We start from the raw sequence: 14,377 nt of genomic DNA on the forward strand, positions 1-14,377 counted from the left end.
TTTTATTACAGAAATCCGTATAGCGCGGCAAATATCCAGCCAAATACGCACGAGACGCTGACGCCAATCAACCCCGGCAGAATAAAGCTGTGGTTAATGACAAAGCGGCCGATTCGGGTCGTGCCCGAGCGGTCGAACTGAATAGCGGCCAGGTCGCTGGGATAGGTTGGCAGAATATAATAACCGTAGCACGCCGGCGCGGACGCTACGATATAGGCCGGGTCGACGCCAATCGCCAGCGCAACGGGGACAATCGCCGCCAGCGCCGCCGCCTGGGAGTTGACGAATTTGGAGACAATCAGCAGGACAATGGCGTAGGCCCACGGATACTCTTTTACCATCTCGCCCAGTACGCCCTTGATTTCAGACATGTGCGCACCAAACATGGTCTCCGCCATCCACGCAATGCCGTATACCGCCACAATGGCGATCATTCCCGAACGGAATACCTCATTTTTAGAAATAGAGGCCGGATTGGTTTTGGTGATGATGATGATGAGCGCGCCGGAAAGCAGCATAAACATCTGGATAACCAGCACCATCGACAGCGGCTTGCCGTCGAAAGCGGGCCGCAGCTCGGAGAACGCGCCCAGCAGGGCTACCACGGCAATAGACGCAAGGAAGATCCACATCGCCACCCAGTTACTGGTCGGCAGCTTGCGGTCCAGCAGCGTCGCGGTATCGCCGTATACATAGTGGCGGTTTTCCGGTGTGGCAATAAACGCCTGGAACTCTTCGTCTTTATCCAAATCTTTGCCGCGAAACCAGCTAAAAATACCGATCGCCAGAATTCCCAGCAGGGTTGACGGGATGGTGATCGCCAGCAGATCGAGAAACTCCAGATGCTTGCCGTTAAACGTAAAGTTACCGAGCATCGCCACCAGCGACACGACAGCGACGGAAACCGGGCTGGCGATAATACCCATCTGTGCGCCAATGGAGCTTGCCGCCATAGGACGCTCGGGACGAATATTATTCTTAATCGCGACGTCATAGATAATCGGCAGGATCGTATAGACCACATGGCCGGTGCCGCAAAGGATAGTCAGCGTACAGGTCACAAATGGCGCGACGATTGACACGTACTTTGGATTACGCCGCAGAAGCTTTTCAGCAATCTGCAGCATCACGTCTAAACCTCCGGAAGCCTGTAGCGTCGCCGAGGCGGCCACTACCGCAATAATCACCAGCATGACATCAACCGGCGGTTTTCCCGGCTGAAGGTGGAAGATAAAGACTAAAATAACCAGCCCGATACCGCCTAAAAGGCCCAGCGCAATCCCGCCTTTTCGGGCCCCATAAAACAAACACATTAAGATAATGATGAGTTGTATAGCAAATTCCATGCATCCCCCAGAACTACTCTATTAGGTCGAAATCATCTATCGCGGTCGTCTCACTCTTATTTAGCGGCCTCCTCGATGGCGTTTTAAATAGATGAAGCGATGCCTCAGCGTGTGAGAGCTGAAAATAAGGAAAGGCGCAATCACCTGATTATCCGTATTTTTTGACTATACCTTTTTTGATTTTTAATTTTTTGATACGCGTAGAATTTTTACCCATATATTTAATATGGAATAAAAAACAGGATCGGCCGGTGGGATTTATATTAATAAAATAAGGCTCAATTGATACTTATCTATTAATGGAATGTAATCAAATATAGATTAAATAAAATAACGCGCTGATGCGGCAGCGTAAGAATAAAAAAAACCAGTCAGGAGACCTGACTGGCTTTTTTAGCACAGCGTCAACGATTAATCGTTGTCTGAACCGCCCAGACCCGCATTCAACAGCTCTGCCAGGTTGGCAGAAGCTTCTTCAACGGTGACCTGCGGTGCAGCAGGCTGTTCGCCAGCTGCCTTGCGGCGCATACGATCCTGGTGGTACGCATAGCCGGTACCAGCCGGGATCAGACGACCCACGATGACGTTCTCTTTCAGGCCACGCAGTTCGTCACGTTTGCCCGCAACGGCTGCTTCGGTCAGGACACGGGTAGTCTCCTGGAACGATGCCGCAGAGATGAACGATTCGGTTGCCAGAGACGCTTTGGTGATACCCAGCAGGTCGCGGGAGTAAGTTGCCGCAACTTTGCCATTCGCTTCCAGATCGCGGTTAGCAATCTTGACGCGGGAGTATTCAACCTGCTCGCCTTCCAGGAAGTCGGAGCTACCGGCACTGTCGATGGTCGCTTTACGCAGCATCTGACGAACGATAACTTCAATGTGCTTATCGTTAATCTTAACGCCTTGCAGACGGTAAACGTCCTGTACTTCGTTGGTGATATAACGCGTTACCGCGTGTACGCCACGAAGACGCAGAATGTCGTGCGGCGCTTCCGGACCGTCGGAAACCACATCACCACGTTCTACACGTTCGCCTTCAAACACGTTCAGCTGACGCCATTTCGGAATCATCTCTTCGTATGGATCGCTACCGTCTAACGGAGTGATGACCAGACGACGTTTGCCTTTGGTTTCTTTACCGAAGGAGATGATACCGCTGATTTCTGCCAGGATTGCCGGCTCTTTCGGACGACGCGCTTCGAACAGGTCGGCAACGCGCGGCAGACCACCGGTGATATCCTTGGTACCGCCAGATTCCTGAGGAATACGCGCCAGGGTGTCACCACCGCTGATCTGTACCCCATCTTCCAGCTGGACAATCGCTTTACCCGGCAGGAAGTACTGCGCAGGCATATCGGTGCCAGGGATCAGTACGTCGTTACCGTTAGCATCAACGATTTTCAGCGCCGGACGCAGGTCTTTACCACCCGCTGTACGCTCTGCAGAATCCAGAACCACCAGCGAAGACAGACCGGTCAGCTCGTCGGTCTGACGAGTAATGGTCTGGCCGTCAATCATGTCAGTGAAGCGGATGAAACCACTTACTTCAGTGATAACCGGCATGGTGTGCGGATCCCAGTTTGCAACGGTTTCCCCGCCGGCAACCTGCTCACCATCACCTTTGCCCATCACCGCACCGTAAGGAACTTTATAGCTCTCTTTGGTACGACCGAATTCGTCGATCAGCTTCAGTTCGGTGTTACGCGAGGTTACTACCAGCTTACCGGCAGAGTTCACAACCGATTTAGCGTTGCTAAGACGGATGCTACCTTTGTTTTTCACCTGGATGCTGGATTCAGCAGCCGCACGAGATGCCGCACCACCGATGTGGAACGTACGCATCGTCAGCTGTGTACCCGGCTCACCGATGGACTGTGCCGCGATAACGCCGATAGCCTCACCTTTGTTGATGATGTGGCCACGCGCCAGGTCACGACCGTAGCAGTGCGCACATACACCAAAGTCGGTGTCACAGGATACGACGGAACGAACTTTGACGGAGTCAACGGAGTTCTCTTCCAGCAGATCACACCAGTGCTCGTGCAGCAGCGTGTTGCGTGGAACCAGAATATCCGCAGTACCCGGCTTCAGAACGTCTTCAGCGGTCACACGACCCAGTACGCGATCGCGCAGCGGCTCTTTAACATCACCACCCTCGATAACCGGGGTCATGGTGATGCCTTCCAGGGTGCCACAGTCGTCTTCAGTAACCACCAGGTCCTGGGCAACGTCAACCAGACGACGAGTCAGGTAACCGGAGTTCGCTGTTTTCAGTGCGGTATCCGCCAGACCTTTACGCGCACCGTGCGTGGAGATGAAGTACTGGAGTACGTTCAGACCTTCACGGAAGTTCGCGGTGATCGGCGTTTCGATGATGGAGCCATCCGGCTTCGCCATCAGACCACGCATACCAGCCAGCTGACGAATCTGTGCCGCAGAACCACGCGCACCGGAGTCGGCCATCATGTAGATGCTGTTGAAGGAAACCTGCTGCTCTTCGACGCCGTCACGGTTAATAACGGTTTCGGTTTGCAGGTTATCCATCATCGCTTTGGATACACGATCGTTCGCCGCAGCCCAGATATCGATAACTTTGTTGTAGCGTTCGCCAGCGGTAACCAGACCGGACTGGAACTGTTCCTGGATTTCAGCAACTTCAGCTTCCGCTTCGCTGATGATCTCGTGTTTTTTCTCCGGGATGACCATGTCATCAATACCAACGGATGCACCTGAACGCGCTGCGTAAGCAAAGCCGGTATACATCGTCTGGTCCGCAAAAATAACGGTCGGTTTCAGGCCCAGAATACGGTAGCAGGTGTTCAGCATCTTGGAGATCGCTTTCTTACCCAGCGCCTGGTTCACGATAGTGAACGGCAGACCTTTAGGCACGATCATCCACAGAATCGCACGGCCAACGGTCGTGTCCTTCAGGCTGGTTTTCGCTACGAACTGGTCGTTTTCATCTTTTTCGTATTCGGTGATACGCACTTTAACGCGCGCATGCAGAGAGGCCAGGCCAGCGCGATAAATACGCTCAGCTTCTTTCGGGCCAGTCAGCACCATGCCTTCGCCTTTGGCGTTAACACAGTCACGGGTCATGTAGTACAGACCCAGTACAACGTCCTGAGACGGAACGATGATAGGCTCGCCGTTCGCCGGGGACAGGATGTTGTTGGTAGACATCATCAGCGCACGCGCTTCCAGCTGGGCTTCCAGCGTCAGCGGTACGTGAACAGCCATCTGGTCACCATCGAAGTCGGCGTTATATGCCGCACAGACCAGCGGGTGCAGCTGGATAGCTTTACCTTCGATCAGTACCGGCTCAAATGCCTGGATACCCAAACGGTGCAGGGTTGGCGCACGGTTCAGCAGTACCGGGTGTTCGCGGATAACTTCGTCCAGGATATCCCAAACGACGGCTTCTTCGCGCTCAACCATTTTCTTCGCAGCTTTAATGGTGGTAGCAAGACCACGCAGTTCCAGCTTGCCGTAGATGAACGGTTTAAACAGCTCCAGCGCCATTTTCTTCGGCAGACCGCACTGATGCAGACGCAGGTATGGACCTACGGTGATAACAGAACGACCGGAGTAGTCAACGCGTTTACCCAGCAGGTTCTGACGGAAACGACCCTGTTTACCTTTGATCATATCGGCCAAAGATTTCAGAGGACGTTTGTTCGAACCGGTGATAGCACGACCGCGACGACCGTTATCCAGCAGGGCGTCAACCGCTTCCTGCAGCATACGTTTTTCGTTGCGTACGATGATATCCGGCGCAGCCAGATCCAGCAGACGTTTCAGACGGTTGTTACGGTTAATGACGCGACGATACAGATCGTTCAGGTCAGAAGTCGCGAAACGACCACCATCCAGCGGAACCAGCGGACGCAGATCTGGCGGCAGAACCGGCAGAACGGTCAGGATCATCCACTCCGGCTTGTTGCCAGACTGAACGAAAGCTTCCAGCAGCTTGATACGCTTGGTCAGCTTTTTACGCTTGGTTTCGGAGTTGGTTTCGTTCAGCTCTTCACGCAGCTGTTCGCATTCCTGCTCCAGATCCATGCTCTTCAGCAGGGCCTGAATAGCTTCGGCGCCCATCTTCGCGTCGAACTCGTCGCCGAACTCTTCCAGCGCGTCCAGATACTGCTCTTCAGTCAGGATCTGGTTACGTTCGAGGTTCGTCATCCCGCCTTCGATAACCACATAGGATTCGAAGTACAGAACGCGTTCGATATCACGCAGCGGCATATCCAGCAGCAGGCCGATACGGGACGGCAGCGACTTCAGGAACCAAATGTGGGCGGTCGGAGACGCCAGCTCGATGTGGCCCATGCGCTCACGACGCACTTTAGTCTGGGTCACTTCAACGCCGCACTTCTCACAGATCACACCACGGTGTTTCAGGCGCTTGTACTTACCGCACAGGCACTCGTAGTCTTTTACTGGCCCGAAAATACGCGCACAGAAAAGGCCGTCACGTTCTGGTTTGAACGTACGGTAGTTGATGGTTTCCGGCTTTTTAACTTCACCGAAAGACCATGAACGGATCATGTCTGGCGAGGCCAGAGCAATTTTGATCGCATCAAACTCTTCGGTTTTAGTCTGCGCTTTCAGAAACTTTAATAAATCTTTCACGGATTTGCTCCCGTCGGAGTTAGCACAATCTGGCGCCGGGTATGACCCCGGCACCAGTGACCTGTTTGAGCGAGAGTTACTCGTCTTCCAGTTCGATGTTGATGCCCAGCGAGCGAATCTCTTTCAACAGTACGTTGAAGGATTCCGGCATGCCCGGTTCCATCTGATGGTTGCCGTCCACGATGTTTTTATACATCTTGGTACGACCGTTGACGTCATCAGACTTGACGGTAAGCATTTCCTGCAGGGTGTATGCCGCGCCGTAAGCTTCCAGCGCCCATACTTCCATCTCACCGAAGCGCTGACCACCGAACTGAGCCTTACCACCCAGCGGCTGCTGAGTAACCAGGCTGTAAGAACCGGTAGAACGCGCATGCATCTTGTCATCAACCAGGTGGTTCAGCTTCAGCATGTACATATAGCCGACGGTAACCTGGCGCTCGAACTGCTCGCCGGTACGACCGTCGAACAGGGTAATCTGACCGGAAGTCGGCAGGCCACCCAGCTGTAACAGTTCCTTGATTTCAGACTCTTTCGCACCGTCGAATACCGGCGTTGCGATCGGCATACCTTTTTTCAGGTTTTCAGCAAGACGCAGAACTTCATCATCGGTGAAGGTATTCAGATCGACCTTCTGACGAACATCTGTACCCAGATCGTACGCTTTCTGGATGAATTCGCGCAGTTTGGCGACTTCCTGCTGCTGTTTCAGCATGGCGTTGATTTTCTCGCCGATGCCTTTCGCAGCCATACCCAGGTGGGTTTCCAGAATCTGACCGATGTTCATACGAGACGGTACGCCCAGCGGGTTCAGTACGATGTCTACCGGCGTGCCGTTTTCATCGTAAGGCATATCTTCGATCGGGTTGATCTTAGAGATAACACCCTTGTTACCGTGACGACCTGCCATTTTATCACCCGGCTGAATCTGACGTTTAACGGCCAGATACACTTTAACAATCTTCAGCACGCCAGGTGCCAGATCGTCGCCTTGGGTAATTTTACGGCGTTTCGCTTCGAGTTTTTTCTCGAACTCGTGTTTCAGTTCGTCGTACTGCTCAGCCAGCTGCTCCAGCTGATTTTGTTTCTCTTCGTCGGCCAGGCCCAGTTCCAGCCAGCGGTCGCGCGGCAGCTTGTCAAGCTTCTCAGCTTCAACACCACCGGAGACCAGCACCGCGTAGATACGACCAAACAGGCCAGCTTCGAAGATCTGCAGTTCTTCAGACAGGTCTTTTTTCGCCTGCTTCAGCTGCATTTCTTCGATTTCCAGCGCACGTTTGTCTTTCTCAACGCCGTCGCGGGTAAAGACCTGAACGTCGATAACGGTACCAGATACGCCGTTCGGTACGCGCAGAGAAGAGTCTTTAACGTCAGACGCTTTCTCACCGAAGATCGCACGCAGCAGTTTCTCTTCTGGAGTCAGCTGGGTTTCACCTTTCGGCGTTACCTTACCAACCAGAATGTCGCCGCCGGTCACTTCCGCACCGATATAAACGATACCGGATTCGTCCAGTTTAGAGAGCGCAGCTTCACCCACGTTCGGGATATCAGCGGTGATCTCTTCCGGCCCCAGCTTGGTGTCACGGGACACGCACGCCAGTTCCTGGATGTGAATCGTGGTGAAACGATCTTCCTGAACCACACGCTCGGAGACGAGGATGGAGTCTTCGAAGTTGTAGCCGTTCCACGGCATGAACGCTACGCGCATGTTCTGACCGAGAGCCAGTTCACCAAGGTCGGTGGACGGACCGTCTGCCAGCACGTCGCCGCGCTCAATTGGCTCACCCAGGGACACGCAAGGCATCTGGTTGATGCAGGTGTTCTGGTTAGAACGGGTGTACTTGGTCAGGTTATAGATGTCGATGCCGGCTTCGCCCGGGTACATCTCATCATCGTTAACTTTGATAACGATGCGGGATGCATCCACGTACTGAACAGTACCGCCACGTTTAGCAACCGCAGTAACACCGGAGTCAACGGCAACAGCACGTTCCATACCGGTACCAACCAGCGGCTTATCAGCGCGCAGAGTCGGAACCGCCTGACGTTGCATGTTCGCACCCATCAATGCACGGTTGGCGTCATCGTGTTCCAGGAACGGGATCAGGGACGCACCGACGGAAACCACCTGCTGGGTGGATACGTCCATGTAGTCAACCTGGTCGCGGCTGAACAAGCTGGATTCGCCTTTACTACGGCACGTTACCAGGTCTTCTTCAAAGTGGCCTTCGTCATCCAGGTTGGAGTTCGCCTGAGCGATGACGTAGTTACCTTCTTCGATAGCAGAGAGGTAATGAATTTCGTCGGTTACAACGCCGTCAGTCACTTTACGATACGGAGTCTCAAGGAAGCCGTATTCGTTAGTCTGTGCATACACGGACAGGGAGTTGATCAGACCGATGTTCGGGCCTTCAGGCGTTTCGATTGGACATACGCGACCGTAGTGAGTCGGGTGTACGTCTCGAACTTCAAAGCCTGCGCGCTCGCGGGTCAGACCGCCTGGGCCGAGGGCAGAGATACGACGTTTGTGCGTAATCTCGGACAGCGGGTTGTTCTGGTCCATAAACTGAGACAGCTGGCTGGAACCAAAGAACTCTTTCACTGCTGCGGAAATCGGCTTGGCGTTGATCATATCCTGAGGCATCAGGGTATCCAGATCGCCCAAGGACAGACGCTCTTTAACCGCACGCTCTACGCGAACCAGGCCAACGCGGAACTGGTTTTCCGCCATTTCGCCAACGGAACGGATACGACGGTTGCCGAGGTGGTCGATATCATCGACTTCGCCAATACCGTTACGGATACCGATGAGCTTCTTCATCACCTGAATGATGTCGTCTTTGCTCAGGATACCGGAACCTTCGATTTCGTCACGCAGCAGAGAACGGTTGAACTTCATACGACCAACCGCGGACAGATCGTAGCGGTCTTCGGAGAAGAACAGGTTCTCAAACAGGTTTTCAGCTGCTTCACGAGTCGGCGGCTCACCCGGGCGCATCATGCGGTAGATTTCTACCAGCGCGCTCAGACGATCGTTGGTCGGGTCGACGCGTACGGTTTCAGACATGTACGCGCCGTGATCGAGATCGTTGGTGAACAGAGTTTCGATGCGCTTATGACCGGACTGGCTCAGTTTCGCCAGCAGATCAAGGCTCAGCTCCATGTTCGCCGGGCAAATCAGTTCGCCGGTCGCCGTATCGACATAGTCTTTAGCAGCAACTTTACCCGCGATGTACTCAACCGGAACTTCGATAAGCTTAATATCGTCTTTTTCCAGCTGGCGGATATGGCGAGCGGTAATACGACGGGCTTTCTCGACGTAGATCTTACCGTTAGCTTCGATGTCGAAGGACGCAGTTTCACCACGCAGACGCTCCGGAATCAGCTCCATCTGCAGCTTGTTGTCGCGAATTTCAAAGACCACTTTTTCGAAGAACAGGTCAAGGATCTGCTCAGTGGTATAATTCAGCGCGCGCAGGATGATAGTTGCCGGCAGCTTACGACGACGGTCGATACGGACAAACAGGTTGTCTTTCGGATCGAACTCGAAGTCCAGCCAGGAACCGCGGTAAGGGATGATACGTGCGTTATACAGGACCTTACCGGAAGAGTGAGTCTTACCTTTGTCACTGTCAAAGAAGACGCCCGGGCTACGGTGCAGCTGAGAAACGATAACACGCTCGGTACCGTTGATAACAAAGGTACCGTTGTCGGTCATGAGCGGAATTTCGCCCATGTAGACTTCCTGTTCTTTGATGTCTTTAACGGTGCCTTCCGGCGCTTCACGCTCGTAGATCACCAGACGCAGTTTTACGCGCAGCGGTGCCGAATAGGTCACGCCACGGATCTGACATTCTTTAACATCAAATACAGGTTCGCCCAGACGGTAGCTGACGTATTGCAGCTCGGAATTACCGCTGTAGCTTTTAATCGGGAACACGGAACGGAAGGCTGCTTCCAGACCATATTGCCCTTCAGGATCTTGCTCGATAAACTTCTGGAACGAATCAAGCTGGATAGAAAGGAGATAAGGTATGTCCAGAACTTGTGGACGTTTACCAAAATCCTTACGAATACGTTTTTTCTCGGTATAGGAGTAAACCATAGGGTTCCTCAGCTCGCTGACAAGTCGACCCGTCTGCCTCAAAAAGGCAGTTTTTTATGCAACACTATTTTGTGGACCGGAAAATGGAACACTTTCCGCAATACCTGTTGCTATCACGCTTAAACCATTTCGTCGCGATTTACACAGAGCGAGCACCCTGTCGCAGTATATTAAGTCGTCGATAGAAACATGCATTGTCAGGACAACCAGCAGTCAAACAGTGTGAAATGCTACTGGCGCCTTACAGCGCAAAAAGGCTGGTGACTAAATAGTCACCAGCCATCAGCCTGATTACTCAGGCTGCAACCGGAAAGGTTGGCTTATTTGACTTCAACTTCAGCGCCAGCTTCTTCCAGAGATTTTTTCAGTGCTTCTGCGTCATCTTTGCTGATGCCTTCTTTCAGGGCAGCAGGTGCAGATTCTACCAGGTCTTTAGCTTCTTTCAGACCCAGGCCAGTTGCGCTACGTACTGCTTTGATTACAGCAACTTTGTTAGCACCAGCAGCTTTCAGAATTACGTCGAATTCAGTTTTTTCTTCAGCAGCTTCAGCCGGGCCAGCAGCTACAGCTACAGCAGCAGCAGCGGAAACACCGAATTTTTCTTCCATTGCAGAGATCAGCTCAACAACGTCCATTACGGACATAGCGGATACTGCTTCAATGATTTGATCTTTAGTGATAGACATTTAAATTGTTCCTGAATATCAGAATAAGTTTATACGTAAGCGAGTGCTTTATAAAGACAACTGCGATTAAGCAGCTTCTTTCGCATCGCGTACAGCAGCCAGAGTGCGAACCAGTTTGCCAGCCGAAGCTTCTTTCATGGTTGCCATCAGGCGTGCAATTGCTTCGTCGTAGGTCGGCAGAGTTGCCAGGCGGTCGATTTGCGACGCCGGGATCAGCTCGCCTTCAAAGGCTGCGGCTTTAACCTCGAATTTTGCATTCGCTTTCGCGAACTCTTTGAACAGACGAGCGGCAGCGCCCGGGTGTTCCATAGAGTATGCAATCAGGGTCGGACCAACAAACGTGTCTTTCAGGCACTCGAACTGAGTACCTTCAACGACGCGGCGCAGCAGGGTGTTGCGGACAACACGCATGTAAACGCCAGCTTCACGACCTGCTTTACGCAGTTCAGTCATTTTATCTACAGTAACGCCACGGGAATCCGCAACTACTGCAGACAGCGCGCCTTTGGCTACTTCGCTGACTTCAGCAACAATCGCTTGTTTGTCTTGAAGATTTAAAGCCATTAGCTTTGCTCCTGGATGTTTGCCAGAGCTCATGCTCTGGGAACTCACTTCACTCTACTCAACGAATAGAGCGTCTTAATACGGTGAGCAGAAACAAGCCAGAGTATCCAAAAATAATCTTAGCGTTCTGTCACCGTCTACGCAGGGCATTAAGTTTCTTGCGAAACACCTGCGGTCTTCGACGGAGGCCTGGATAGGCCAGGCTCCAACGAACAAATTCTTTCTATGTCTTCGTCCTTCGAACCACAGCTGCGTTAGCTGCTTTCGTTCACACCGGTCACGTAGTCAACTACGCTCCCGGCGATTCACTCAATTGCCGCCTTGCTGCAATTCGAATAACTCGCATAGTCTCTGTTTATTTCAACAGAATCGTGGGGGTAGAATTGTAGACAAATCCACCGCCCACGTAAAGCTAATCTTAGTTCGCAGAAGCGCTCAGACCAGCTTGATCAACGGCAACGCCAGCACCCATGGTGGTGGAGAGGCTAACTTTCTTGATGAAAACGCCTTTCGCCTGAGTCGGTTTTGCTTTTTTCAGCGCAACCAGCAGGGCTTCCAGGTTTTCTTTCAGTTTGTCAGCGTCAAAGTCCACTTTACCGATGGTGGTGTGGATAATGCCGTTTTTGTCGTTACGATAGCGAACCTGACCTGCTTTAGCGTTCTTAACAGCTTCAGCAACGTTCGGAGTAACGGTACCCACTTTCGGGTTTGGCATCAGGCCACGCGGACCCAGAACCTGGCCCAGCTGACCAACAACGCGCATTGCATCCGGGGAAGCAATAACAACGTCGAAGTTCATTTCGCCTTTTTTGATCTGGTCTGCCAGATCTTCCATACCTACCAGCTCGGCGCCTGCAGCTTTAGCAGCTTCAGCGTTCGGGCCCTGGGCAAATACGGCTACGCGAACGGAACGGCCAGTACCGTGCGGCAGTACGGTTGCGCCACGGACGTTCTGGTCAGATTTACGAGCGTCGATGCCGAGGTTAACAGCAACGTCTACGCTTTCGGTAAATTTAGCGGTGGCCAGCTCTTTCAGCAGAGCAATAGCTTCGTTGATGTCGTACTGTTTAGTCACATCAACTTTGTCACGGATCACGCGCATACGCTTGGTCAGTTTAGCCATTTCTTAATCCTCTACTACCAGGCCCATGGAACGTGCAGTACCTTCAATGGAGCGAGTCATCGCTTCAATGTCAGAACCAGTCATGTCGGCAGCTTTGGTCTGCGCGATTTCCTGCAGCTGAGCGCGGGAAATTTTACCTACTTTATCTTTGTTCGGCTTACCGGAACCAGACTTGATGCCTGCAGCTTTCTTCAGCAGAACGGCAGCCGGCGGGGTCTTGGTAACAAAGGTAAAGGAACGGTCAGCGTAAACGGTAATAACAACCGGAGTCGGCAGACCTTTTTCCAGGGATTCTGTTTTGGCGTTGAACGCTTTACAGAATTCCATGATGTTCACACCCTGCTGACCCAGTGCTGGACCAACCGGCGGGCTCGGGTTTGCCATACCAGCTGCAACCTGCAGCTTGACGTAGGCTTGTACTTTCTTAGCCATTTAAATTTCCTCGTTTGGGTATAACGCCTTTAGAAAAGGCTCCCCGTTATCAATATCGTCTTACGGACACGCGGCCCATAAAAACAAAAGGCGCGAAATTGTATGTCAATTTCGCGCCTCATGCAACGATTAAATCGCTGCTTTTTTGATCGTCGCTTAGGCTTTTTCTACCTGAGCAAAGTCCAGCTCGACCGGGGTCGCACGGCCAAAGATCGAAACAGAAACCTTCAGGCGGGACTTCTCGTAGTCAACTTCTTCAACAACGCCGTTGAAGTCAGCAAACGGACCATCGCTGACGCGAACCATTTCGCCCGGCTCGAACAGCGTTTTAGGACGCGGCTTATCGCCAACCTGCTGAAGACGGTTCATGATCGCGTCAACTTCTTTGTCGCTGATCGGCGCAGGACGGTCGGATGTACCGCCGATAAAGCCCATTACGCGCGGTACGCTGCGCACCAGGTGCCAGCTTGCGTCGTTCATCACCATCTGGACCAGAACGTAACCCGGGAAGAATTTACGCTCGCTCTTGCGGCGCTGGCCACCACGGATTTCGACCACTTCTTCGGTCGGTACCATGACTTCGCCAAACAACTCTTCCATATTGTGCAATTTGATATGTTCACGCAACGAGGTAGCTACGCGACCTTCAAAACCGGAAAACGCCTGAACGACGTACCAACGTTTTTTAGGAGCTTCAGACATCTCAGAACCTCAGGCCAGTGATAAAGGATACCAGGCGAACCAGAATACCATCCAGTCCCCACAGGATCAGTGACATTACCGCAGTTACCGCGGCAACAATCAGCGTGGTGTGCAACGTTTCCTGGCGAGTTGGCCAGATTACCTTGCGGACTTCGGTTCTCGCTTCACGGGCGAAAGCTACGGTCGCCTTACCTTTTGTGGTTAACAGCGCGACGCCACCGGCAGCAGCGATCAGAATCACCACGGCCAGCGCACGCACCGCCAGCATAATGTCACGATAAAGGAAGTTGCCTACGATGGCCACAATCAGCAGCACGGCAACGATCGTCCACTTCATCGCTTCCAGGCCGCGCCCGCTCCCTTGAGCTTCGGTATTCGCACTCATAAACCAACCTGTCACAAGAATTCAGACAAATAATTTTGCCCCGCGAGAGCGAGGCAACCAAACCGAAATGCTCTGCTGCGTTTCGGATTTAACGCCCTCTACAGAGCCTGTCTCAGCAATGATTATGACAAAAAAAATCACTGATGAGCCAGGTTCTGGTTCGAAAGCGTGCAAAAAGGGCATCAAATGATGCCCTTTTATTGCGCATTGCGTCAAATGTTATCAGCGATTAGCTGAGAACTTTAGCAACAACGCCCGCGCCAACGGTACGACCGCCTTCACGGATTGCGAAACGCAGACCGTCGTCCATCGCGATCGGGTGGATCAGGGTAACAACCATTTTGATGTTGTCGCCCGGCATTACCATCTCTACGCCTTCCGGCAGTTCGATGGTGCCAG

10 protein-coding genes are annotated in these 14,377 nt (G+C 52.6%); all 10 read right to left on the reverse strand.

Annotated elements, in window-relative coordinates; all coding sequences use genetic code 11:
- Nucleotides 1-5 precede the first annotated feature (5 nt).
- On the reverse strand, nucleotides 6-1,346 hold the full coding sequence (locus GO007_RS28115) for an anaerobic C4-dicarboxylate transporter (protein WP_095105640.1): 1,341 nt from the start codon (nucleotides 1,344-1,346) through the stop codon (nucleotides 6-8).
- A gap of 411 nt (nucleotides 1,347-1,757) precedes the next feature.
- Nucleotides 1,758-5,981 (reverse strand): DNA-directed RNA polymerase subunit beta', encoded by a 4,224-nt coding sequence (gene rpoC, locus GO007_RS28120; RefSeq protein ID WP_095105642.1) that lies wholly within the window; start codon nucleotides 5,979-5,981, stop codon nucleotides 1,758-1,760.
- 76 nt (nucleotides 5,982-6,057) lie between these two features.
- A complete protein-coding gene (gene rpoB / locus GO007_RS28125; RefSeq protein WP_041143541.1) occupies nucleotides 6,058-10,086 on the reverse strand; it encodes a DNA-directed RNA polymerase subunit beta in 4,029 nt (1,342 codons plus the stop codon).
- A 320-nt stretch (nucleotides 10,087-10,406) separates the two neighbouring features.
- Entirely contained in the window at nucleotides 10,407-10,772 is a 366-nt protein-coding gene (rplL, locus tag GO007_RS28130) for a 50S ribosomal protein L7/L12 (protein ID WP_004118416.1), read from the reverse strand.
- A 66-nt stretch (nucleotides 10,773-10,838) separates the two neighbouring features.
- On the reverse strand, nucleotides 10,839-11,336 hold the full coding sequence (gene rplJ / locus GO007_RS28135; protein ID WP_045858002.1) for a 50S ribosomal protein L10: 498 nt from the start codon (nucleotides 11,334-11,336) through the stop codon (nucleotides 10,839-10,841).
- 418 nt (nucleotides 11,337-11,754) lie between these two features.
- A complete protein-coding gene (gene rplA / locus GO007_RS28140; RefSeq protein ID WP_045858000.1) occupies nucleotides 11,755-12,459 on the reverse strand; it encodes a 50S ribosomal protein L1 in 705 nt (234 codons plus the stop codon).
- Between the two features lie 3 nt (nucleotides 12,460-12,462).
- On the reverse strand, nucleotides 12,463-12,891 hold the full coding sequence (gene rplK, locus GO007_RS28145; protein WP_041143538.1) for a 50S ribosomal protein L11: 429 nt from the start codon (nucleotides 12,889-12,891) through the stop codon (nucleotides 12,463-12,465).
- A 156-nt stretch (nucleotides 12,892-13,047) separates the two neighbouring features.
- The gene (nusG, locus tag GO007_RS28150) at nucleotides 13,048-13,593 is read right to left on the reverse strand and encodes a transcription termination/antitermination protein NusG (protein ID WP_002438628.1); all 546 of its coding nucleotides are present in this window, start codon (nucleotides 13,591-13,593) and stop codon (nucleotides 13,048-13,050) included.
- A gap of 1 nt (nucleotide 13,594) precedes the next feature.
- Nucleotides 13,595-13,978 (reverse strand): preprotein translocase subunit SecE, encoded by a 384-nt coding sequence (gene secE, locus GO007_RS28155; RefSeq protein WP_041143536.1) that lies wholly within the window; start codon nucleotides 13,976-13,978, stop codon nucleotides 13,595-13,597.
- Between the two features lie 229 nt (nucleotides 13,979-14,207).
- Nucleotides 14,208-14,377 (reverse strand): EF-Tu C-terminal domain-related protein (locus tag GO007_RS28160; RefSeq protein WP_072859533.1); only part of this gene is annotated, 170 nt, incomplete at its 5' end.

The sequence above is a fragment of the Klebsiella sp. 10-1 genome (genome assembly GCF_009758445.1).
Taxonomy (GTDB): Bacteria; Pseudomonadota; Gammaproteobacteria; order Enterobacterales; family Enterobacteriaceae; genus Klebsiella; species Klebsiella scottii.

Bases quoted from the DNA above. Each gene is read 5' to 3' on its own strand.
- GO007_RS28115 (WP_095105640.1), bottom strand. From the start codon at position 1,346: ATGGAATTTGCTATACAACTCATCATTATCTTAATGTGTTTGTTTTAT.
- nusG (WP_002438628.1), bottom strand. From the start codon at position 13,593: ATGTCTGAAGCTCCTAAAAAACGTTGGTACGTCGTTCAGGCGTTTTCC.
- rplK (WP_041143538.1), bottom strand. From the start codon at position 12,891: ATGGCTAAGAAAGTACAAGCCTACGTCAAGCTGCAGGTTGCAGCTGGT.
- rplL (WP_004118416.1), bottom strand. From the start codon at position 10,772: ATGTCTATCACTAAAGATCAAATCATTGAAGCAGTATCCGCTATGTCC.
- rplJ (WP_045858002.1), bottom strand. From the start codon at position 11,336: ATGGCTTTAAATCTTCAAGACAAACAAGCGATTGTTGCTGAAGTCAGC.
- secE (WP_041143536.1), bottom strand. From the start codon at position 13,978: ATGAGTGCGAATACCGAAGCTCAAGGGAGCGGGCGCGGCCTGGAAGCG.
- rpoB (WP_041143541.1), bottom strand. From the start codon at position 10,086: ATGGTTTACTCCTATACCGAGAAAAAACGTATTCGTAAGGATTTTGGT.
- rplA (WP_045858000.1), bottom strand. From the start codon at position 12,459: ATGGCTAAACTGACCAAGCGTATGCGCGTGATCCGTGACAAAGTTGAT.